The 22,214-nt window shown below is 67.1% G+C and carries 17 protein-coding genes; 6 read left to right on the top strand and 11 right to left on the bottom strand.

Annotation, left to right across the window (positions count from 1 at the left end; genetic code table 11):
* Positions 1–54: 54 nt before the first annotated feature.
* Entirely contained in the window at positions 55–1,878 is a 1,824-nt protein-coding gene (gene glmS / locus ABF821_RS05270; protein WP_415529280.1) for a glutamine--fructose-6-phosphate transaminase (isomerizing), read from the bottom strand.
* Positions 1,878–3,254 (bottom strand): bifunctional UDP-N-acetylglucosamine diphosphorylase/glucosamine-1-phosphate N-acetyltransferase GlmU, encoded by a 1,377-nt coding sequence (gene glmU, locus ABF821_RS05265; RefSeq protein ID WP_182972657.1) that lies wholly within the window; start codon positions 3,252–3,254, stop codon positions 1,878–1,880. The genes glmS and glmU overlap by 1 nt, the downstream gene beginning before the upstream one ends.
* 116 nt (positions 3,255–3,370) lie before the next feature.
* On the opposite strand from glmU, the gene gph reads away from it, so the two are divergent.
* Positions 3,371–4,051, top strand: a complete 681-nt coding sequence (gph, locus tag ABF821_RS05260; RefSeq protein ID WP_415529279.1) for a phosphoglycolate phosphatase — start codon at positions 3,371–3,373, stop codon at positions 4,049–4,051.
* A gap of 22 nt (positions 4,052–4,073) precedes the next feature.
* Here the strand turns inward: gph and ABF821_RS05255 are convergent, their stop codons facing one another.
* The 7 genes from ABF821_RS05255 to mutM all read right to left on the bottom strand — a co-directional run bounded on the left by ABF821_RS05255 (position 4,074) and on the right by mutM (position 13,061).
* Positions 4,074–4,889 (bottom strand): hypothetical protein, encoded by an 816-nt coding sequence (locus tag ABF821_RS05255; protein ID WP_415529278.1) that lies wholly within the window; start codon positions 4,887–4,889, stop codon positions 4,074–4,076.
* A 40-nt stretch (positions 4,890–4,929) separates the two neighbouring features.
* Complete coding sequence (gene gyrB / locus ABF821_RS05250; RefSeq protein WP_415529277.1) at positions 4,930–7,401, bottom strand: DNA topoisomerase (ATP-hydrolyzing) subunit B; 2,472 nt, start codon at positions 7,399–7,401, stop codon at positions 4,930–4,932.
* 43 nt (positions 7,402–7,444) lie between these two features.
* On the bottom strand, positions 7,445–8,608 hold the full coding sequence (gene recF, locus ABF821_RS05245) for a DNA replication/repair protein RecF (RefSeq protein WP_415529276.1): 1,164 nt from the start codon (positions 8,606–8,608) through the stop codon (positions 7,445–7,447).
* A gap of 22 nt (positions 8,609–8,630) precedes the next feature.
* Positions 8,631–9,755, bottom strand: a complete 1,125-nt coding sequence (gene dnaN / locus ABF821_RS05240) for a DNA polymerase III subunit beta (RefSeq protein ID WP_182972549.1) — start codon at positions 9,753–9,755, stop codon at positions 8,631–8,633.
* A gap of 152 nt (positions 9,756–9,907) precedes the next feature.
* Positions 9,908–11,347, bottom strand: coding sequence for a chromosomal replication initiator protein DnaA (gene dnaA / locus ABF821_RS05235; protein ID WP_415529284.1), 1,440 nt, complete (start codon positions 11,345–11,347; stop codon positions 9,908–9,910).
* Positions 11,348–11,779: 432 nt separating this feature from the next.
* The gene (gene rpsT, locus ABF821_RS05230; protein WP_114728253.1) at positions 11,780–12,049 is read right to left on the bottom strand and encodes a 30S ribosomal protein S20; all 270 of its coding nucleotides are present in this window, start codon (positions 12,047–12,049) and stop codon (positions 11,780–11,782) included.
* A gap of 139 nt (positions 12,050–12,188) precedes the next feature.
* Positions 12,189–13,061, bottom strand: coding sequence for a bifunctional DNA-formamidopyrimidine glycosylase/DNA-(apurinic or apyrimidinic site) lyase (mutM, locus tag ABF821_RS05225; protein ID WP_415529275.1), 873 nt, complete (start codon positions 13,059–13,061; stop codon positions 12,189–12,191).
* Positions 13,062–13,090: 29 nt separating this feature from the next.
* Between mutM and ABF821_RS05220 the strand changes: the two genes are divergently transcribed.
* Genes ABF821_RS05220 through ABF821_RS05200 form a run of 5 tightly spaced genes read left to right on the top strand, consistent with a single transcriptional unit; the run spans position 13,091 to position 18,745 of the window.
* Positions 13,091–13,885 carry a class I SAM-dependent methyltransferase gene (locus ABF821_RS05220; protein ID WP_415529274.1) on the top strand — a complete coding sequence of 265 codons (795 nt, stop codon included), beginning with the start codon at positions 13,091–13,093 and terminating at the stop codon, positions 13,883–13,885.
* Between the two features lie 2 nt (positions 13,886–13,887).
* Positions 13,888–15,144, top strand: a complete 1,257-nt coding sequence (gene coaBC, locus ABF821_RS05215; RefSeq protein ID WP_415529273.1) for a bifunctional phosphopantothenoylcysteine decarboxylase/phosphopantothenate--cysteine ligase CoaBC — start codon at positions 13,888–13,890, stop codon at positions 15,142–15,144.
* The gene (gene dut / locus ABF821_RS05210; RefSeq protein WP_415529272.1) at positions 15,141–15,599 is read left to right on the top strand and encodes a dUTP diphosphatase; all 459 of its coding nucleotides are present in this window, start codon (positions 15,141–15,143) and stop codon (positions 15,597–15,599) included. Before coaBC ends, dut begins: the two co-directional genes overlap by 4 nt.
* Before the next feature lie 36 nt (positions 15,600–15,635).
* Positions 15,636–17,363 (top strand): ABC transporter permease, encoded by a 1,728-nt coding sequence (locus tag ABF821_RS05205; protein ID WP_415529271.1) that lies wholly within the window; start codon positions 15,636–15,638, stop codon positions 17,361–17,363.
* 20 nt (positions 17,364–17,383) lie between these two features.
* Positions 17,384–18,745 (top strand): AAA-associated domain-containing protein, encoded by a 1,362-nt coding sequence (locus ABF821_RS05200; RefSeq protein ID WP_415529270.1) that lies wholly within the window; start codon positions 17,384–17,386, stop codon positions 18,743–18,745.
* 10 nt (positions 18,746–18,755) lie between these two features.
* Here ABF821_RS05200 and msrA read toward each other — a convergent pair whose 3' ends face one another.
* Entirely contained in the window at positions 18,756–19,328 is a 573-nt protein-coding gene (gene msrA, locus ABF821_RS05195; RefSeq protein WP_182972541.1) for a peptide-methionine (S)-S-oxide reductase MsrA, read from the bottom strand.
* 101 nt (positions 19,329–19,429) lie between these two features.
* Positions 19,430–22,126: a valine--tRNA ligase gene (locus tag ABF821_RS05190; protein ID WP_415529269.1), complete on the bottom strand. Its 2,697-nt coding sequence runs from the start codon at positions 22,124–22,126 to the stop codon at positions 19,430–19,432.
* Positions 22,127–22,214: the final 88 nt, after the last annotated feature.

Here is a 22,214-nt window from a genome sequence, read left to right as displayed (position 1 = left end):
GAAGACAACACCCGTCAGCGTGCGACCTGCACCGACCGCCCCAGGGCCATCCGGCTATTCGACGGTCACCGACTTTGCCAGATTGCGCGGCTGGTCCACATCCGTCCCCTTCAGCAGGGCGACTTCATACGCCAGCATCTGCACCGGAATCGTCTGAAGCACCGGAGCGGTAAATTCGCTCACCGTCGGCAGCGCAACCACGATTTCCGCCAGATCGCGCAGGCGCGGCGCGCCCTTCGTGTCGGTAAAGACCAGCAGCCGCCCCCCTCGCGCACGGGCTTCCTGAAGGTTGGACAGCGTCTTCTCGAACAGCCGGCCCGAAGGCAGCGTGGCCACGATCGGCACGGTATTGTCGATCAGCGAGATCGGACCATGCTTCATCTCGCCCGCCGCATAGGCCTCGGCATGGATATACGAGACCTCCTTCAGCTTCAGCGCCCCTTCCATGGCCACCGGAAAGGACGATCCGCGCCCCAGATACAGCACGTCGCGCGCCCGTGCCACGACCGCCGCCATCTCGCGGATCGCCGGCCCCTGGTCGAACACCTCGTTCGCACGGCTGGGCAGGTCCAGCAGTTCCGTCACCAGATCCTGCTCCCGCGCCTCCGACAGCGTACCGCGCGCCCGCCCGATCGCAATCGTCAGGCACGCCAGCACCGAAAGCTGGGCGGTAAACGCCTTGGTACTGGCCACGGAGATTTCGGGTCCGGCAACGGTCCCCAGCACGATGTCGCTTTCGCGCGCCATCGTGCTCTGCTCCACATTCAGCACCGAGAGAATATGCTGCCCGCGCGCCCGCATGCCGCGCAGCGCGGCCAGCGTATCCGCCGTCTCGCCAGACTGCGAAATCAGCAGGCCCAGCCCCCCCGGCGTCAGCGGCGGATCGCGATAGCGCAGTTCGCTGGCCACATCGATATCGACCGGCAGCCCCGCCACCGCTTCCAGCCAGTAGCGGCCGACCAGCCCGGCATAAAAGGCCGAGCCACAGGCCGTCACCACCGCACGCGGCAGCGACGCAAGGTCGAACGGCAGATCCGGCATCATCACCCGCCGGGTCGCGGGGTCGATCAGCCGCTGAAGGGTCTGCCCGATCACCACCGGGTGTTCGTGCAGTTCCTTTTCCATGTAATGGCGATAACCGTCCTTGCCGACCGAACCGGCGATCAGCGCGGTCACGCGTACCGCGCGCTCCACCCGCTCGCCCGAGGCGTCGAAGAATTCCGCGCCCTCCGGCGTCACCACCACCCAGTCGCCATCGTCCAGATAGGCGATGCGGCGCGTCAGCGGCGCCAGGGCCAGACTGTCGGAACCGAGAAACATCTCGTTCTCGCCATAGCCCACCACCAGCGGCGCCCCGTGCCGCGCACCGATCATCAGGTTGTCATGCCCGGCGAAGATCATCGCCAGCGCATAGGCCCCTTCCAGCCGGCGCAGCGTGGCAAACGCCGCCTCGCGCGGCGGCAGGCCCCGCGCCATATGGAAATCGACCAGTTGCGCCACGGTCTCGCTGTCGGTCTCGGTCACGAAGACATGGCCGGCCTGTTCCAGTTCGCGGCGCAGTTCCTCGAAATTCTCGATGATGCCGTTATGCACGATCGACACGCGGGCGGTGGCGTGCGGGTGCGCGTTGTTCTCGGTCGGCGCGCCATGGGTGGCCCAGCGCGTATGGCCGATGCCCGTCACGCCCGCCAGCGGCTCCCGCGCCAGCAACGCCGCCAGATTATCCAGCTTGCCCGCCGCGCGGCGCCGCTCGATCCGCCCGTCCACCAGCGTCGCGATGCCGGCGGAATCATAGCCGCGATATTCCAGCCGCCGCAGGGCATCGAAGATGATCGGTGTGGCGTCCCTGCCGCCGACGACGCCGACTATGCCGCACATCACCCCTGCTCCTTCTTCTTGCGGCGCAGGGCATCGCGCAACGCCGCCCCCCGACCGTCCTTGTTCTCCTGCCGCGCGCGGCCGAAGGCCAGCGCGCCGGCAGGCACGTCTTCGGTCACGACGCTTCCCGCCGCGACCAGCGCCCCGTCACCGATCGCCACCGGCGCCACCAGAATCGCATCCGACCCGATAAAGCACTCCGCGCCGATCTCGGTACGGTGCTTGAACACACCGTCATAATTGCAGGTAATCGTCCCGGCTCCGACATTGGTTCCGGCCCCGATCGCCGCATCGCCCAGATAGGTCAGATGGTTCGCCTTCGCCCCGGCACCAAGCGTCGTCGCCTTCAACTCGACGAAATTGCCGACATGCGCCGCCGCCCCCACATCGCTGCCCGGCCGCAGCCGCGCATAAGGCCCGATCAGCGCCCCCGGCCCGACCACGCAGCCTTCCAGATGGCTGAACGCCCGGATCTCCGCCCCACGATGCACCCGCACCCCCGGCCCGAACACCACATGGGGCTGTACCAGCACATCCGGCTCGAACACAGTATCGGCCGACAGAAAGACCGTCTCCGGCGCCACCAGCGTCACACCCGCATCCATCGCTGCCGCGCGGAGGCGTTTCTGGACGCAGGCTTCGGCCTCGGCCAGTTCGGCGCGGGAATTGATGCCGCGCAATTCGTCCTCGGGCGCCTCCACCGCGCGCACCTGCTCCCCTTCGGCAACGGCCAGCGCCACCACGTCGCCCAGATAATATTCGCCCTGCGCGTTGTCGTTGCGCACCATCGACAGCCAGCGCCGGAAGGTCGCGGCCTCGGCGCACAGCACGCCGGCATTGCACAGACCGATCGCCCGCTCCTGCGCGCTCGCATCCGCCCATTCCACGATCCGCTTTACCAGCCCGTCTTCACTGACGATCCGGCCATAGCGGCCCGGATCGCGCGGCCGCATCGCCATCAGCGCCAGACCGACACCGGGCGTTGCCCGGCAGGCCAGCAGGTTGCGCATACTCTCCGGCGTGATCAGCGGATTGTCGCCATACAGCACGGCCACATCGCCGTCACCGAACAGATCCGCCGCCTGGGCGGCGGCATGGGCGGTGCCCAGCCGATCCGCCTGCACGACGACCTGATGCGGCGCCGCCAGCGCGGCCACCTGCTCCATCCCCGGCCCGACGACGACCACGATCCGGTCGAACACCGTGGCCGCATGATCCAGCAGGTAGCGCAGCATCGGCCGGCCGGCGAGCGGATGCATCACCTTCGGCTGGGCGGACTTCATGCGCGTTCCCATTCCCGCCGCCAGGATGACGGCGGTGGCGGGGCGTCGGGCGGTCAGGTCCGCGGGCGTCGCGGACAGAGGCGGGGCATTCATGTCATGCGGGTAGCGGGCGAGGATCGGCCCTGTCAAATAAAGGGTGATCCAAGGCCATCACTTAGGTTTACCAATTACTGCATCCAGCCCGAAAGGCCCGGTGTCAGGAGAAGCCCATGCCATCACAGACCCCACCCCGCCTCGCCGTTTTCGACATGGACGGCACGCTTCTGGACAGCCTGCCGGACCTCGCCGCCAGCGCCGACCGCATGCTGCGAAGCTACGGCCTGCCCGGAATCGCGCCCGACCTGGTGCGCGCCATGGTCGGTGACGGCGTGGCCGCGCTGGTGCGCCGCCTGCTGGCCCATGCCGGCGAGGCCGCAACGTCGATCGACGCCGTTGAGGCCGTGCAACGCTACATGGCCGACTACACGCCCCGCTCCACCGAACAGTCCCGCCTGTTCCCCGGCACCGACTATGCGCTGAAGACCCTGCGGGCGCAGGGCTGGCGGCTGGCGGTCTGCACCAACAAGCCGGTCGCCGCCGCGACACGCATCATCGACGCGCTGGGGCTGGAAGGCGTGTTCGACGCCGTCGGCGGCGGCGACAGTTTCTCCGCCCGCAAGCCCGACCCCATCCACCTGCTCGGCACCATTCAGCAGGCCCACGGCACGCCGCTGCGGTCCGTCATGGTCGGCGACCATCACAACGACATCGCGGCCGCCGAAGGGGCCGGCGTGCGGGCCATATTCGCCCGCTGGGGCTATGGCCGCCCGGAGATGGAAGCCGGCGCCACGGCTGGCGGCGATTCCATGACCGAAATCCCGCACCTCGCCGGCGAATTAATTCCAGCCTGAACAGTTGGCGTCAGCAAACGCCCTAAGCGGCATCCGGCAACAGCATCACCGTCAAATGTCCCAGCTTCGGATGGTCGAAGGCGATGCGGACGATCGTCAGCCCATCGCCCGGCACATCCTGAAACCAGACCGAGCCGTTCACGGGCTTGCGGGCCGCCGAACCCGGCCCGTCGCTCTTGCGGAACCCGGCAATCTGCATGTCGCTGAAATCGCAGCGCAACGCCGCGCCCTGATAAGGCTGACGGGAATCGCGCGCCATGTCCTGCATGCCCACCGTATGGGCATCCATCCGCAGCAGCCGCGCCCCATCGAACACGGTCGCCGACCCGTCGCACTGATGATGCGCCCGCACCGCCTGTTGCAGCCGCATCAACGCGCTGAGCGAATCCATCGCCGGTGCCAGATCGGCGGCCGGAATCGGGTCGCGACTGGGCTCGGGCGGGGTCTGGAGCGCGATACGCGTCTGTCCGCCGCTGTAATCCAGCACGACATGCCGATCCTCGCCGCGCGAATAGCCCGCACTGTCATAAGTCAGCGGCTGCACCCCATCGGGCACGAAACGCCCCGTCGCCTGCGAGGTGACGTTCATATGCACCAGCAGCCCCAGCAGGCCGCCGCTGCGGATCGTCGACCGCACGGCATAGCCATCCGGCGTCACGGCATAGCGCGCCGCAATCGTCAGCGCCCGAAAGCCGTGATTGAACACACCATAGGTATGGACGATCTGCCCGGACGCGGGCGCCTCCGCCGCCTGAACAACCGGCGTCCACGCACCGAGCAGGGCCGCCAGAGCCAGCGCGGGAAGTCCCCGCGCCGCGATCTTACGTGACAGACGCATCACTGCTCTCCACGACACGACATAATGGAAATCGCCTGCCTCAGACGTCCAGATTCGCGACCTTGAGCGCATTGCCGACGATGAAATCCCGGCGCGGCTCCACAACGTCGCCCATCAGGGTCGAGAAGACCTGTTCGGCATTCTCCACATCCCCAACTTTCACCTGCAACAGCGTGCGCATGGCCGGGTCCAGCGTCGTTTCCCAGAGCTGGGCATCGTTCATCTCGCCCAGCCCTTTGAAGCGGTTGATCGAAAGCCCACGCCGCCCCTGCGCCAGGATACGCTCGTACAGCGAGGCCGGGCCGGCGGAGGTCCGCGCCGTGCCATCCAGCGTCAGTTCGACCGGCGCCGCGAAATCGGCCCCAAGCCGCTCCCCGCGCTCGGCCAGCCAGCGAACCTCCGCACTGCGCAGCGCCGCCGCGTCCAGGCGGTAGATTTCGCCCACACCGCGCACACTCCGCGCCATTTCCAGCCCGGATTCCGCCGTGGCGGTCACCTTCCAGCCCCGCTCATTGGGCAGCGAAACCTCGTCGAGCCGCGCCTGCAAGGCCGGCACCCGCCCCTGCACCACCTGCGTGTCGGCACTCAGCGCGCCGGTCACCGCCGCCTGTTCCAGAATCCAGATCGGCGCCCGCACCGACAGGCGCTGGATCGCGCGCGTCACATCGCGGATAAAGAGCACTTCAGCCGCCAGTTCCGCCCCCTGGAGCACGCGCCCGTCGGCATAGCGCATCGACGCATTGGCCAGCGCCTTGTCCAGCAGATACTGCTCCAGCGCCGCGTCATCCTTCAGGTAGCGTTCGTCATTGCCCCGCTTGGCGCGATAGAGCGGCGGCTGGGCGATATACAGGTGCCCGCGCTCGATCAGTTCGGGCATCTGGCGGAAGAAGAACGTCAGCAGCAGCGTGCGGATATGCGACCCGTCGACATCCGCGTCGGTCATGATGACGACGCGGTGATACCGCAGCTTGTTGATCGAAAACCCGCCCTGGTCCACCTCGCCCCGGCCGATCCCGGTCCCCAGCGCGGTAATCAGCGTGCCGACTTCGGCCGAGCCCAGCATCCGGTCGAAGCGCGCGCGCTCCACGTTCAGGATCTTGCCCTTCAGCGGCAGGATCGCCTGAAAACGCCGGTCGCGCCCCTGCTTGGCGGTGCCACCCGCCGAGTCACCCTCGACGATGAACAGTTCCGACTTCGCCGGATCTCGTTCCTGACAGTCCGCCAGCTTGCCCGGCAGCGACGAGACATCGAGCACCCCCTTGCGCCGCGTCAGTTCGCGGGCGCGCCGCGCCGCTTCGCGCGCCGCCGCCGCATCCATCACCTTCGCGACGATACCACGGGCCTCTTTCGGATGGGTCTCGAACCAATGGGCGATCATGTCCGCCGCCGCCGCATGCACCACCGGCTGCACTTCGGAGGAAACCAGCTTGTCCTTGGTCTGCGACGAGAATTTCGGGTCCGGCACCTTCACCGACAGCACGGCCGTCATGCCCTCGCGCATGTCCTCACCCACCAGCGACTGGTTGTCCTTCTTGCTGGCGTTGCTCTCGGCATATTTGCCGACGACACGGGTCAGCGCCTGCCGGAACCCGGCGAGGTGCGAGCCACCGTCGCGCTGCGGAATATTGTTGGTGAAGCACAGCATCGTCTCATGGAAACTGTCGTTCCACGAAAGCGCGAACTCGACCTTGATGCCGTTTTCCTCGTTCTGGAGGCTACCGGTAATCGGCGGATCGACGATCGAACTCTTCCCCCGATCCAGCCACGACACGAAGGCGGACAGACCGCCTTCATAGTGAAAATTCTCCTCGCGCGTCGGCGTATGCCGCTCGTCGCGCAAGATGATCTCCAGGCCGGAATTGAGAAACGCGAGTTCACGCATCCGCCGTTCCAGGATGGCGAAATCGAACTCAGTAATCTTGAAGGTTCCGACACTCGGCTTGAACGTGACCTGGGTGCCGCGCGGCTCGGCACTCGGCCCGATGATCGCCAGCGGCGCATCGCGTTCGCCATGCTGGAAGCGGATCATGTGCTCCTGCCCGTTGCGCCAGATCCGCACTTCCATCCACTCGGACAGGGCATTGACCACAGCGGCGCCCACACCGTGCAGGCCGCCCGACACCTTGTAGGAATTCTGGTTGAACTTGCCGCCGGCATGCAGCTTGGTCAGCACCACTTCAGCCGCGCTGACCCCCTCCTCGATATGCATGTCGGTCGGGATGCCACGCCCGTTGTCGCGCACCGTCACGCTGCCGTCGCCATTCAGCGTCACGATGCAACTGGTGGCGAATCCGGCCTGGGCCTCATCGACCGCGTTATCGATGATCTCGAAGGCCATATGATGCAGGCCCGACCCGTCATCGGTATCGCCGATATACATGCCGGGCCGCTTGCGAACGGCGTCCAGTCCCTTCAGGACGGAAATGGAAGCGGCATCATAGTCCGAATCTTCGGGCAAGGTCCCGCTCATGTCCGTATCGGGTTTCTGAGCGGGATTGGATGGATCGGACATACCGGGCAGATGCTCCAGACAGGATCGTGGTCGAACGCCACGATCATACAGGCTTCGGGTCCATCGAACCAGCATCGGCCGGGGGAATTCCCCCTTCGGGCCGAAGCACTCCGTCCGACAGCGTGCAGAACGCCGCGCGACCGCGCAGCGGGTAAAACAGGTCGGCATCGGTCCCGGTCATCAGAACCGTGCCGTCAAATCCGTCGAGACTGCGAAAGAGCGCCTCGCGCCGCCGCTCGTCCAGATGCACCAGCGGCTCGTCCAGCAGGATCACCGGCCCCTCCCCCCGATGCCGCGTCATCAACGCCGCATGGGCCAGCACCACCCCCAGCAGCAGCGCCTTCTGCTGGCCGGTGCTGGCCTGCGCCGCCGGCCGGCCGCTGGCCCGGTCCGACAGCACCATGTCGGCGCGGTGCGCGCCCATGCCGGCACCGCCCCGCGCCGCATCCGCCGCCCGGCCGGCCGCCAGCCGGTCGCGCAGCCAGTCCTCGACCGCCAGCGCCGGGCGGCTGCGCAACTGCTCCGCGATCGGGCACAGGAGGTCGAGCCGCGCCGCGGGAAACCCTTCCGGCGCCCCCAGCCCCCCTTCCTCGTTCAGCCGATCCGTCAGCACCAGCCGCGCCGCCGTCGCGGCCACGGCATGCCGCGCCACCGAATCCTCCAGCGCCGCCAGCCACGCCGCATCGGCACGCCCCCCGGCCAGCAGCCGATTGCGCTGCGTCACCGATTGGTCATGGGCCGCCAGTTCCCGCGCATGACCGGGCTCCAGCGCCACCACCAACCGGTCCAGAAACCGCCTGCGGCCAGGCAACCCGTCCTGAAACAGCCGGTCCATCTGCGGCGTCAGCCACACGGCCGAGAGGGAATCGGCCAGCGCCCCCCGCCCGCGCACGGCCTCGCCGTCGCGCCGAAAGGCCCGGCGTTCGGGCCGCACGGGATCGCTGCCGGTGGAAAGGTCGGACAGCAGACCGTCCGGCGCGACGAAACGCGCCGCCACGCCCCATAAAGGCGTCCCGTGCCGCGCCATCTCGGCACCGCGCGCGCCACGCAGGCCGCGCCCCGGCACCAGCAGGGACAAAGCCTCCAGCAGGTTGGTTTTCCCGGTGCCGTTTTCGCCGGTAATGACATTGACCGGCGCATCCGGCCGCCAGACCAGACGCGCGTAATTCCTGAAATCCGTCAGCGCCAGCCGCTCAAGGCGCGCCATGATGCGGCCAGCGCCCCCGCGATCAGACCCGCATCGGCATCAGCACGTACAGCGCCGAGGGGCTGGCGACATCACGCACGATGGTCGGGGCGGAACTGTCGGAAAACAGGAATTCCACGTCGCGGTCGATCTGGTCGGTAATGTCGTTCAGATAACGCGCCTGGAAGCCGATCTCCATCGGGTCGGCATCGTAGGTCACGTAGTTCTCGTCCAGTTCTTCCTTCGCCGTCCCCTGGTCGGGGCTGATCGCAGAAAGCGTCAGCAGATTGCGCCCGATCGAGAGTTTGACGGGCCGCGAGCGTTCCTGGCTGATCGCGGCGACGCGGGCAACGGCGTCGGAGAAATCCTTCTTCCCCACGCGCAGAACCCGGTCGTTGCCGCGCGGAATCACCCGGTCATATTCGGGGAAGGTGCCGTCGATCAGCTTCGAGGTCAGCGTCACCGGCCCCACCGAGAACTGGATACGGGTGTCGGACAGACCGACCACCACATCCTCGGCGCCTTCATCGAGCAGCTTGCGCAGTTCGGCGATCGTCTTGCGCGGCACGATCACGCCCGGCATCGCCTCCGCCCCCGAAGGAACCTCGGTCTCGACCCGCGCCAGACGATGCCCATCGGTCGCCACCGCACGCAGCATCGGCCCGGTATCGCCGGCGGCAACATGCAGAAAGATGCCGTTGAGATAGTAGCGCGTCTCTTCGGTCGAGATCGCAAAGCGCGTGCGGTCGATCAACCCGCGCAGCACCGCGGCCGCCACCGTAAAGCGGTTGGGCAGATCCCCCGCCGTCATCGACGGAAAATCGTCCACATCCAGCACATTCAGGCTGGTGGTGTACCGCCCGGCCCGCAGTGCCAGCGGCGCATCGCCGCCCGCATGGTCCAGTTCGACCCCCACCCCGTCAGGCAGCTTGCGGACGATCTCATGCAGCACGGCGGCAGGCGCGGTCACGGCACCATTGCGGGCCGTCTCGGCGCCGATTTCCTCGACCACCGCGATTTCCATATCGGTCGCCGTCAGCGTCAGCCGACCATCCGCGACATTGATCAGAACATTGGCCAGAATCGGAATGGTATTCCGCTTCTCGGCGACACTCTGGATATGCGCCAGAGCCTTCAGCAATGTCGCGCGGTCAGCCTTCAGCTTCATAGGTACAGACTCTCCTTGCCCGGCATACGCCACCGGGATCATGGCCGCCCCGGCCACCCGCCCGGACTGCCAGATATGACCTTCGGTCCCGTGATTCTAGCAGTCCCCGGCCGGCTGCGCAAAGCCCCGCCGGGCGATCCAGCGGCCGCCCGTCAGCTTTCCAGCATACGGCGCAGCAGTTCGACATCCTCGGCGAACGCGGTATCCCGCTCCATCAGCTCGGTCACCCGCGCCACCGCGTGCATGACGGTCGTATGATCGCGGTTGCCGAACTTGCGCCCGATTTCCGGCAGAGACCGGCTGGTCAACTGCTTGGCCAGATACATTGCCACCTGCCGGGGCCGCGCCACCGCGCGCGCACGCCGGGCCGAGGACATGTCGGTCAGGCGGATGTTCCAGTGCTCGGCCACCTTGCGCTGGATTTCCTCGATCGTCACCCGCCGGTCATGGGCCTTGAGGATATCGTGCAGCACATCCTGCGTCGCTTCCAGCGTCACCGGCCGGCCGAACAGATTGGCATGGGCGATCAGGCGGTTCAGCGCGCCCTCCAGTTCCCGCACGTTCGACGTAATCTTGTGGGCCAGGAATTCCAGCACCTTGGCCGGCACCGCGACACCCGACGCCGCCGCCTTCGATTCCAGGATCGAGATCCGCAGTTCGAAGGTCGTGGCATGAATGTCGGCCACCATGCCGCATCCCAGCCGCGTGCGCAGCCGGTCTTCCAGCCCCGACAGGTCGGATGGCGACTTGTCGGCGGACACCACGATCTGCCGCCCGGCATCGACCAGCGCGTTGAACGTATGGAAGAATTCTTCCTGCGTATTATCCTTGCCGATCAGGAACTGAAGGTCGTCGATCATCAGCACATCGACCGAGCGAAGCTGTTCCTTGAATTCCATCGTCGATTGCGAGCGGATCGCGGCGATAAAGCGGTACATGAATTTCTCGGCCGACATATACGCCACCGAGACCTTGCCGCCCCGCGTCAGTTCCGAGCCGATCGCATGCATCAGATGCGTCTTGCCCAGCCCGACGCCCCCGTAGAGGAACAGCGGATTGAAACCGGGGCTGGACGGCCGCTCCGCCACCCGGCGGGCGCAGGCATAGGCAAATTCGTTAGGCTTGCCGACCACGAACGTATCGAAGGTAAAACGCGGGTCCAGCGGCGCGGCCAGGTCATGCCGGCTCAGTTCGCTGCGCGCCTCGGCCACCCGCTCGTCCACGGCGGCAACCGGCGCGGCATCGGCCGAACCGCCGCCGTCACCCGCATCCGCCGGATCGGCAACCGGCTCAGCCCGCCCAACCTGCAATTCCACCCGGCGGATCGACGGCAGTTCGGCATTCCACAGCGCACTCAGCCGGTCGCCATACTGCGTACGCACCCAGTCGCGCAGAAAGCGGGTCGGCAGATTGAGCGTGATCTCGTCGCCATCGACCGGACCAATGCTGATCTGCTTCAGCCAGGTGCGATACTCGACCTCGCCAACCTCGGCTTGCAGGCGTGAACAGATCCGCGACCAGTGGATGTCGAGAACATTCCGGACCGACCGGGCTTCCGCGACGGCATCATATCCACTGAGTTCGCCCGTCATGTTCCATCCCGGCCCCATGGAGACGGTACCCTTCCGATCATGCGGAAGATCCGTCCCTGCGTTTTCCGTCTCCGTCATACCGATGATCCCACGCAATCCACCTGCCGCCAGCCCGCCACGCAAAGGAAAACAAGCCTCCCTTGCCCGGCACCAAAAAAGGCGCGGCCACGATGTCCTGCTCAGTCGTCTCGGAATGAAGAAGCAGAAGATAGGTCACCGGCCCGATCGAGGCAACGGAAAACTGGGCCGGCGGAACGGGAAAATCTCCCCCGCCACACACAACAGCACCAGTCACGGGAACCTGAAGCAATCAGCCGGAACTTTTACACAAAAAGCAAAGGCCGCTCCCCTCCTTGAAAGAGAGGAACGACCTTTTGCCGAATTCTATGCGTCTACTTGCCGGATTTCAACAATACCAGCCGACGCAGACAATCAAGCCGCGACGAGCGCCTTGATGCGCGCCGACAGGCGCGAAATCTTGCGAGAAACGGTGTTGGCGTGGATCACGCCCTTGCCCGAAGCGCGCTGCATTTCCGGCTGGGCCGCACGCAGGGCGCTGGTCGCCTCTTCCTTGTTGCCCGAGGCGATCGCCGCCTCGACCTTCTTCACGAAGGTGCGCATGCGCGAAACGCGCGCCGTGTTGCGCGCATTGCGGCGCTCGTTCTGACGGATGCGCTTACGCGCGGAAGCAGTGTTCGCCATGATTCTCAGTTCAAAAATATGGTTACGAGGTCCGTCGCCGGCAGGCCTCGGACATCCAGATCAGGGTGGCGATCTAGTCCAAGCCCTCCACCCCCGTCAAGACAACTCTTCCGCACGGCAGGAAATACTGCCATGCCAATCAACCGGCCGCCATCGGCGCACCGACGGGAAGCACCTGCCGCCGAGGGCAGAAGAAGGTCGAACGTCCCGCCTGCTCTATCCGCACCACGCCACCGCAGACCTTGCCGCCAGGGCAATCCGGGCATCCCTGCCCCGCACGACCATAGACCCGCCAGGCATGCTGGAAATAGCCCAGTTCCCCATCCGGCTGGGCATAGTCGCGCAGGCTTGATCCGCCGGCCGCGATGGCCTCTTCCAACACCGCGCGGATCGCCTCGACCAGCCGCGCCTCCTCGGCCGCGTCCAACCCGCAGGCCATCCGCGCCGGATGGATGCCGGCGCGGAACAGGGCTTCGGAGGCATAGATATTCCCGATGCCCGCCACCACCGACTGGTCCATCAGCGCCGCTTTGATCGAGGTCTTCCGCCGCGCGATCGCCTGATGCAGCCACGCCTGCGAAAATCCGTTCCCCAGCGGCTCGGGGCCGAGTCGGGCCAGCAGCCGATGCGTTCCTTCATCGGCCGTCGGCATCATATCCACGGTGCCGAAGCGCCGTGGGTCGATCAGGCCGAAATGGGTGCCATCCGTGGTTTCGAACGACAGATGCTCATGCCGGTCGGGCGCGGGCGCCTTGCCGGGCAGCGACAGCAGCACCCGCCCGGACATGCCCAGATGCAGCAGCATGCTCTCGCCCGTATCCAGCCGCATCAGGATATATTTCCCACGGCGGGCAAATCCGCGGACCCGCGCGCCTTCCAGCCGCCGGGCGAGGTCCGGCGGAAAGGGCGTGCGCATCCCCTCGCGCCGCACCGTCACACGGGCGATCGTCCTGCCATCGAGATGCAACCGCATCCCACGCATCACTGTTTCGACTTCAGGGAGTTCCGGCATGAGTGGATCTGAGGTTATATCCCTGAACCATGACCGACAATACCAAGCCCTCCGCCATCCCCGACGCCGCCGGCGCCCCTCCCTCCGGCGCGGAGACGACCGATTTCGGCTTCCGTGACGTGCCCCTGGCCGAAAAGAAGCCGATGGTGCGCGCCGTGTTCGACAGCGTGGCCACCCGCTACGACATCATGAACGATGTCATGTCGCTGGGCATCCACCGGGCGTGGAAGAAGATTTTCGTCACCGAAATAGGCGCCCACCCCGACCTCACGCTGCTCGATCTGGCGGGCGGCACGGGCGACATCTCGTTCGGCTGGCTGCGCGCCGGCGGCGGCCGGGCCATCCTGTCCGACATCAATGCCAGCATGCTCTCCGTCGGGCGCAGCCGGGCGCTGGAACGCGGGCTGATCTCCAGCCTGAATTTCGCCGTGGTGGACGCCGAGGCCATCCCCCTGCCCGACCGCTCCGTCGACCGGGTCACGATCGCCTTCGGCCTGCGCAACTGCACCGACAAGGACGCCGTGCTGCGCGAGGCGCGGCGCGTACTGCGTCCGGGCGGGCGCTTCCTATGCCTCGAATTTTCCCGCGTGCAGGTCGCGGCCCTCTCACCGGTCTATGACGCCTGGTCGTTCCATGTGCTGCCGCGCATGGGCGCCGCCATCGCCGGCGACCGCGAGAGCTACCAGTATCTGGCCGAGAGCATCCGCATGTTCCCCGACCAGGAAACCCTGGCCGGCATGATGCGCAATGCGGGGCTGGAGCATGTGACGGTCCGCAACCTGTCGGGCGGCATCGCGGCCATCCATTCCGGCTGGCGGATCTGACGATGCAAGCCGCCCCCGCCCCGATCGGCGGCCGCACGGTCCTGCTGATCGTGTGCGGGGGAATCGCCGCCTATAAGACGCTGGAACTGATCCGCCTGCTCACGGGCGCGGGCCTGCGCGTGCGCACCGTGCTCACGCCGGCCGGCCGGCAGTTCGTCACCCCGCTCAGCCTCCAGGCCCTGACCGGCGAAAAGGTGTACGAGGACCTGTTCTCCCTGACCGACGAGAACGAGATGGGCCACATCGCCCTCTCGCGCTCCGGCGACCTGCTGGTGGTCTGCCCCGCCACCGCCGACATCATGGCCCGCATGGCCGCCGGACTGGCCGACGACCTGGCCAGCACGCTGCTGCTGGCCACCGACAAACCGGTGCTGATCGCCCCGGCGATGAATGTCCGCATGTGGGAACATCCGGCCACCAAGGCCAACCTGGCCACCCTGCGCGCTCGCGGCGTCGCGGTGGTCGGGCCGGAAATCGGGCTGATGGCCTGCAACGAAACCGGCCCCGGCCGCCTCGCCGAACCACCCGCCATCGCCCAAGCCATTTTCCGCCACCTCGCCGGCACGGCCGCTCCCGGCCCGCTCGCCGGCCGGCACGCGCTGGTCACCGCCGGCCCGACCCACGAACCGATCGACCCGGTCCGCTACCTCGCCAACCGCTCCTCCGGCCGCCAGGGCTATGACATCGCCACGGCCCTCGCCACGCTGGGCGCGCGCGTCACGCTGGTCAGCGGGCCGGTCGACCTGCCCGCGCCGGCGGGCGTCACCCTCCACCGGGTCGAAACGGCCAGGCAGATGCTGGCGGCCTGCCGGGACGCCCTGCCCTGCGACATCGCGGTGTGCGCCGCCGCCGTCGCCGACTGGCACGTAGCAGGCGAAGCCACCGGCAAGATCAAGAAGACAGCCGGCGCCCCACCACCGGTCCTGACGCTGGTGCCCAACCCCGACATCCTGGCCGAACTCTCCACCCCCGGCGCCAGCCGCCCCGCCCTCGTCATCGGCTTCGCCGCCGAGACCGATACGGTCGAGCAGCACGCGACGGCCAAGCGGCAGCGCAAGGGCTGCGACTGGATCGTGGCCAATGACGTGCGGCCGGAAACCGGCATCATGGGCGGCACGGAAAACGAAATCACCCTGATCACCGGCGACGGCGCGGAGCACTGGCCCCGCATGACCAAGCAGGCCGTGGCCACCCATCTGGCCGACCGGATCGCCGCCTTCTTCCCCCCCGTTTCCGCTACCGGCCGGAGTGCCTCATGACCGCCCCCATCGTTTCCGTCGCCGTCCGCCGCCTGCCCCACGCGGCCGACCTCCCCCTTCCCGGCTACGCCACGGCGGGCGCCGCCGGCATGGACCTGCTGGCGGCGGTGCGCGAACCGGTCACACTCGCCCCCGGCGCCCGCCTGCTGGTGCCCACCGGCCTGTGCATCGCCCTGCCGCCCGGTTATGAATTGCAGATCCGCCCGCGCTCGGGCCTGGCGCTGAAGCACGGGATCACCCTGCCCAACACGCCCGGCACGATCGACGAGGATTATCGCGGCGAAATCGGCATCATCCTGCTCAACACGGGCGATGCGCCGCTGGACATTACGCGCGGCATGCGCATCGCCCAGGCCGTGCTGGCCCCTGTGGTCCGCGTCGCCTGGCAGGAAACCGAGAGCCTCGACGAAACCTCCCGCGCCTCGGGCGGCTTCGGCAGCACCGGCACCGCCTGACGGGCCGGCGGTATTGGGCAGACAGGAAAGAGGCTCATGACGGCGCGTTGGCTTCCCGCCTTTTTATCCCGCGACAGCCGGCCCAACCTGTTCGACCTGGCCGCCCTGCTGTGCATGCTGGGGCTGGCCGTGCTGCTGGCCACGGCCGGGCGCCACATGCTGGCGCCCATCACGGCACCCAATGCCGCCGTAATCCATCTCGATCCCGCGTGGCTGCCCGGCTATGCGGTGCGCACCACCCTGCGCATGTTCGCGGCCCTCGGCGCCTCGCTGCTGTTCACCTTCACCTACGCCGTCTGGGCCGCCAAGAGCCGCCGCGCCGCGCTGATCCTGGTGCCGGTGCTGGACGTGCTGCAATCGGTGCCGATCCTGGGCTTCCTCACCTTCACGGTCGTCTTTTTCATGGGCCTGTTCCCCGGCCGCATCCTGGGGGCCGAACTGGCGGCGATCTTCACCATCTTCACCAGCCAGGCCTGGAACATGGCCTTCAGCATGTACCAGTCGCTCCGCGCCGTCCCGCCCGATCTGGAAGAAGTCGCCCGGGGCTTCGGCCTCACCTCCTGGCAGAAATTCTGGCGGCTGGATGTCCCCTTCGCCGTACCGGGGCTGGTCTGGAACGCCATGGTCTCCATGTCCGGCGGCTGGTTCATGGTCGTCTATTCCGAGACGATCACGGTCGGCAACACCGATATCCTGCTCCCCGGCATCGGCTCCTATGTCGGCACCGCCATCGCCCAGCGCGACCTGTGGGCCGTGCTATATGCCATCCTGGCCATGCTGGTGGTCATCCTGGCCTACGACCAGTTGCTGTTCCGGCCGCTGGTCGCCTGGTCCGCGCGCTTCGGCGCCGCGTCGTCGGATGCCACCCCGGCGTCGGACCCGTGGATGCTGGTCCTGCTGCGCCGCACGGCACTGCTCCGCCGCATCACCGATGCCATCGGCAACGGCCTGACCGCCATCGGCGGCCTCCCCCTTGGCCGTCGTCCCCACGAGGTCCGCCAGGGCGCCATCCTCCCGTCCCGCCTGCTCGACTGGGGCTGGACCGCCCTGCTGGCCGGACTGAGCCTGCTCGCCCTGTGGCAGGTCTGGATCTATGCGCGGGCCACCTTCGCACCGCTCGAACTGCTGCATGTCGTCGAACTCGGCACGTTCACGCTGCTGCGGGTGGTGTCCATGGTCCTGCTGGCCTCGCTGGTCTGGGTGCCCGCAGGCATCTGGCTGGGGCTCGACCCCACCCGCGCCCGACGCACGCAGTTCGTGGCCCAGTTCATGGCCGCCTTCCCGGCCAACCTGTTCTTCCCCATCTTCGTCGTGCTGATCGTCCACTACCATCTCAGCAGCGATATCTGGCTCACGCCGCTGATGATCCTCGGCACCCAGTGGTATATCCTGTTCAACGTGGTCGCCGCCGCATCGTCCTACCCCGCCGACCTGCTGGAGGTCGCACGCAGCCTTCAGGTGCGCGGCCCGCTCTGGTGGCTGCGGGTCGCCCTGCCGGGCATCCTGCCGCACTACATCACCGGCGCCATCACCGCCTCCGGCGGCGCGTGGAACGCCGCCATCGCCGCCGAGGTCGCAAGCTGGGGCAGCGACCATCTGTCCGCCCATGGGCTGGGGGCCTATATCGCCCACGCCACGGTGGCGGGCGACACCGCCCATGTCGGGCTGGGCATGACGGTCATGGCGATGTTCGTCCTGCTGTTCAATCGCGCGGTGTGGCGTCCGCTGGCCGATTACGCCCGCCGCCACTTCGCCTTCGTCTGACCATCATCCGGGACCGCGCCATGACCCTCTCGCCTTCCCCCTCGGCCCCCACGCCCCAGGTCGAGGACCAGGAGGACCTGATCCGCGTCATCGACTGCCGCCAGGCCTACCACAAGGGCGGCGCGGCCGATCTGGTGGTGCTGGACGACGTGACCCTCAGCCTCCGCTCGGGCGAGATCGTCGGCCTGCTGGGCCGCTCCGGCTCGGGCAAATCGACGCTGCTGCGCATCGTGGCCGGCCTGCTCCCGCCCACCGAAGGCAGCATCCTGTGGAAGGGCCGCCCGGTCTCCGGACCGGTCCCCGGCATCGCGATGGTATTCCAGTCCTTCGCCCTGTTCCCATGGCTGACGGTGCAGAAGAACGTGGAGCTGGGGCTGGAAGCCAAGGGCATCGCCGCCGCCGAGCGCGACCGCCTGGCCGAAGCCGCGATCGACCTGATCGGCCTGGGCGGCTACGAAAACGCCTATCCCAAGGAATTATCGGGCGGCATGCGCCAGCGCGTGGGTCTCGCACGGGCGCTCGTCGTCCAGCCCGACCTGCTGCTGATGGACGAACCCTTTTCGGCACTGGACGTCCTGACGGCGGAAAACCTCCGCACCGACCTGATCGAACTGTGGGCGGAGCGCAAGCTGCCGGTCAAATCCATGCTGCTGGTCACCCATAATATCGAGGAAGCGGTCCTGATGTGCGACCGCATCCTGGTCTTTTCCTCCAATCCGGGCCGCGTGGCGCACGAACTGGCGGTCCCCTTCGCCCACCCCCGCAACCGCGAAGATCCCGCCTTCCGCCAACTGGTCGACCAGATCTACGCGCTGATGACCCGCCGCGCCCCGATCGTCTCCGAAGCCGAACTCCCCATCGGCGAAACGGCGCCGCAACCCACGGCACCGATTCAGGTCGCCCTGCCCGACCTGCCGATGAACACGATGGTCGGCATGATGGAAACCCTGGCCGCCGACCCGCTGGACGGAAGGGCCGACCTGCCGCTCCTCGCCTCGCGCCTGCAACTGGCGCTGGACGACCTCTTCCCGCTGGGCGAATCGCTGCAATTGCTGGAATTCGCCGAACTGGAGGATGGCGACATCCTGCTGACGGCCGAAGGCGCGCGCTTCGTCCAGAGCAGCCACGACGAACGGCGGCAGATCCTCTGGCACAGCCTGCTGCACAACGTCCCGCTGGTCCGCGTGATCCGCTCGGTGCTGGACGAACGGCCCAACCACCGCGCCAGCGCCGAGCGTTTCCGCGAGGAACTGGAAGACAGCATGTCCCCCGACTACGCCAAGCAGACCCTGCAAACCCTGATCGGCTGGGCGCGCTACGCCGAACTGTTCGATTACGACGAGGAAGCGGACCAGCTTTTCCTGGACGACGAGACCGAATAACCCCCTGCGATCACGAGCGGGCCAGCGCCAGCCGGTCGAAGAACAGCCGCCGCACCTTCGCCACCTTGGGCGCGATCACCGCCGCGCAATAGCCGCGCTCCGGATGCTTGGCGAAATAATCGTGATGATAGGGTTCGGCCTCGTAGAACGTCGTCAGCGGCTGGATCTCGGTCACGATCGGATCGGGCCACAACCGCGCCGCCGCGATTTCGTCACGCACCGCACGCGCCACCCGCTCCTGTTCCGGCGTCGCGTAAAAGATGGCCGAGCGATATTGCGTCCCCACATCCTCGCCCTGCCGGTTCAGCGTCGTCGGGTCGTGGATGGTAAAGAAGATCCGCAACAGATCGGCATAGGACAGCACATCCGGATCGAACGTCACGCGGACAAGTTCGGCATGGCCGGTCCGGCCGGTGCACACCTGCTCATATGTCGGGCTCGCAACATCGCCACCCGCATAACCCGGCACCACGTCCTCGATACCGGCCAGTTCACGTAACGCCGCTTCGGTACACCAGAAACAGCCACCCGCCAGATAGGCGGTCTGCCAGGATGGGTCATGCCCCTTCGTCGCGTTCGTCATCTCTCTCTCCCGTGCCGGATTCGCACCGTCTCCAAGGAAGATGTGCCCTCCCGGCATGGATTGAAAGAGAAGCACTCATGACGAAGGGAACGTGACAAGGGTCAGGCCAGATACCCCAGCGCCGCCTCCACCCTGGCCCGCTCGCTCTGGAACTGCGCCAGACGCTCGCGATTTTCCTCGACCACCTCGGGCTTGGCGCGGGCAACGAAATCCGCATTCCCCAGCTTGCGCTCGACCTTCACGATCTCGCCATCCAGCCGGCCGCGTTCCTTCTCCAGCCGCTGCCGCTCCTGGTCCAGGTCGATGATGCCCGCCAGCGGAAGCACCAGCGTCGCCTCGTCCACCACAAGCTGCGCGGCCCCGCGCGGCATCTCGCCGGTCAGCGGCTCAACCTCCGACACCCGCGCCATACGGCCGATCGCCTCCGCCCAGCGCGCCGCCCGCGCGATGGTCCGGTCATCAGCATCGCGCAGCAGCACCGGCGCCAGACGCGACGGCGGCACATTCATTTCCGCCCGCACGGTCCGGATCGCGGAGATGAAGCGCACCACCCAATCCAGTTCCGCCACGGCCCCGGCCGCATCCGCAGGGCGTTCCGGCACCGGCCAGGCCGCCGTCATCAGGCTGCCACGCGCCCCGAAACCGAACTGCACCCACAATTCGTCGGTCACGAACGGCATGACCGGCTGCAACAGCCGCAGGATCAGCCCCAGCACATGCGCCGCGACCGCCCGGATCTCGGCCGCCAGAGCCTTGTCCGCACCATTGAACACCGGCTTGGCGAATTCCAGGAACCAGTCACAGAAACAGTTCCAGACGAACCGATAGCAGACGGCGGCATATTCATCGAACCGATAGGCTTCCAACGCCGCGTCGGCACCGGCCACCGCGCGCGCGGCCTCGTCCAGCAGCCATCGGCCCAGCGGCGAAGTCACGCTCTCGGGCCGGAAATCCGCAACCGGAGCCACGCCATTCATTTCGCAGAACCGCGCGGCATTCCAGATCTTGGTCACGAACGACCGGTATTCCGCGATCCGCTTCTGTCCCAGTTTGACATCCCGCCCCAACCCGGTCAGCGCACAGACGGTAAAGCGCAGGGCATCGGCACCGTACTGATCGACCATATCCAGCGGATCGATGCCGTTGCCCTTGCTCTTGGACATCTTCTGGCCGCGCTCGTCACGCACCAGCCCATGGATGAAGACGGTGCGGAACGGCACGTCCTTCATGAAATGCAGGCCCATCATCATCATCCGGGCCACCCAGAAGAAGATGATATCGAACCCCGTCACCAGCACGTCGGTCGGGTAGTAACGCGCCAGATCCGCCGTCTTTTCCGGCCAGCCCAACGTGGAAAACGGCCACAGCGCGGACGAGAACCAGGTATCCAGCACGTCCTCGTCGCGCGTCAGCACCTCGTCGCGCCCATAATGCGCCCGCGCCTGATCCAGCGCCTGCGCCTCGTCATGCGCCACGAACACATGCCCGTCCGGCCCGTACCATGCTGGAATGCGATGCCCCCACCAGAGCTGGCGGCTGATGCACCAGGGCTGGATATCGCGCATCCAGGCGAAGAACGTGTTCTCCCACTGCTGCGGCACAAAGCGCACCTGCCCGGTTTCCACCGCCGCAATGGCGGGCCCGGCCAGCGTCGCGGCATCGCAATACCATTGCGTGGTCAGGCGCGGCTCCACCACCGCGCCGCTGCGCTCGGCATGCGGCACCTGGTTGCGATGCGGCTCGATCTTTTCCAGCCAGCCCAGACGCTCCAGTTCGGCGACCACGGCCTTGCGGGCCTCGTCGCGCCCCAGCCCTTCCAGCCCGCGCGTAAAGGCAGGATCGGCCAGCCCATCCACCGCATGCAGGTCGTCGGCGATTTCCGCCAGCGTCACGCGCGCGTCCTCGTCCAGCACGCTGGGCATCGCCAGTTGGTGACGCCGTCCGACCTCGAAATCGTTGAAATCATGCGCAGGCGTAATCTTGACCGCGCCGCTGCCCTTCTCGGGGTCGGAATAGCTGTCGGCCACGATGGGAATCCGTCGCCCGGTCAGCGGCAGCACCACAAAACGCCCCACCAGACCGGCATAACGCTCGTCCTCGGGATGCACGGCCACCGCCATGTCGCCCAGCAGCGTCTCCGGCCGCGTCGTCGCAACCGTGATGGTCCGCCCTTCCGAATCATCGGCAACGGGATAGCGGATATACCACAGGCTCCCCTGCACCTCGCGGTTATCCACCTCCAGGTCGGAAATCGCCGAGCGAAACGCCGGGTCCCAGTTCACCAGCCGCCGATCACGATAGATCAGCCCCTCGCGATACAGGGTGACGAACACCTCCAGCACCGCCTTGGACAATCCCTCATCCATGGTAAAGCGCTCGCGCGGCCAATCCAGCGAGGCGCCGAGGCGCCGAAGCTGGGTCGTGATGCCACCGCCCGATTCACCCTTCCACTGCCACACGCGCTGCTCGAAGGCTTCCCGCCCCAACGCCTGCCGGCTGGTACCTTCCTTCTGAAGCGTGCGCTCCACCACCATCTGGGTGGCGATGCCGGCATGGTCGGTACCCGGCTGCCACAGCGTGTCCCGGCCCTGCATCCGCCGCCAGCGGATCAACGTGTCCTGCAACGTCATGGTCAGCGCATGGCCCACATGCAGTGTGCCGGTCACGTTGGGCGGCGGGATCATGATCGTGTAAGGTTGCGCGCTGCTGCCCGGCACGGCCGAGAACGCGCCTTCGCGCTCCCATTCCGCATAGAGGGCGGGTTCGATCTCGCCGGGCGAGAAAGACTTGTTCAGCATCGCAAAACCAGACCTGAGCATGAAGGAAAATGGCCCGGACAGGGTTCACCCCGCCGGTCCGCCGCTTATAGCGAACTTCGCCCCGAAA

The sequence above is a fragment of the Gluconacetobacter sp. genome, from assembly GCF_047721585.1.
Classification (GTDB): domain Bacteria; phylum Pseudomonadota; class Alphaproteobacteria; order Acetobacterales; family Acetobacteraceae; genus Gluconacetobacter; species Gluconacetobacter dulcium.
This window is presented reverse-complemented; position numbering and strand designations above follow the sequence as displayed.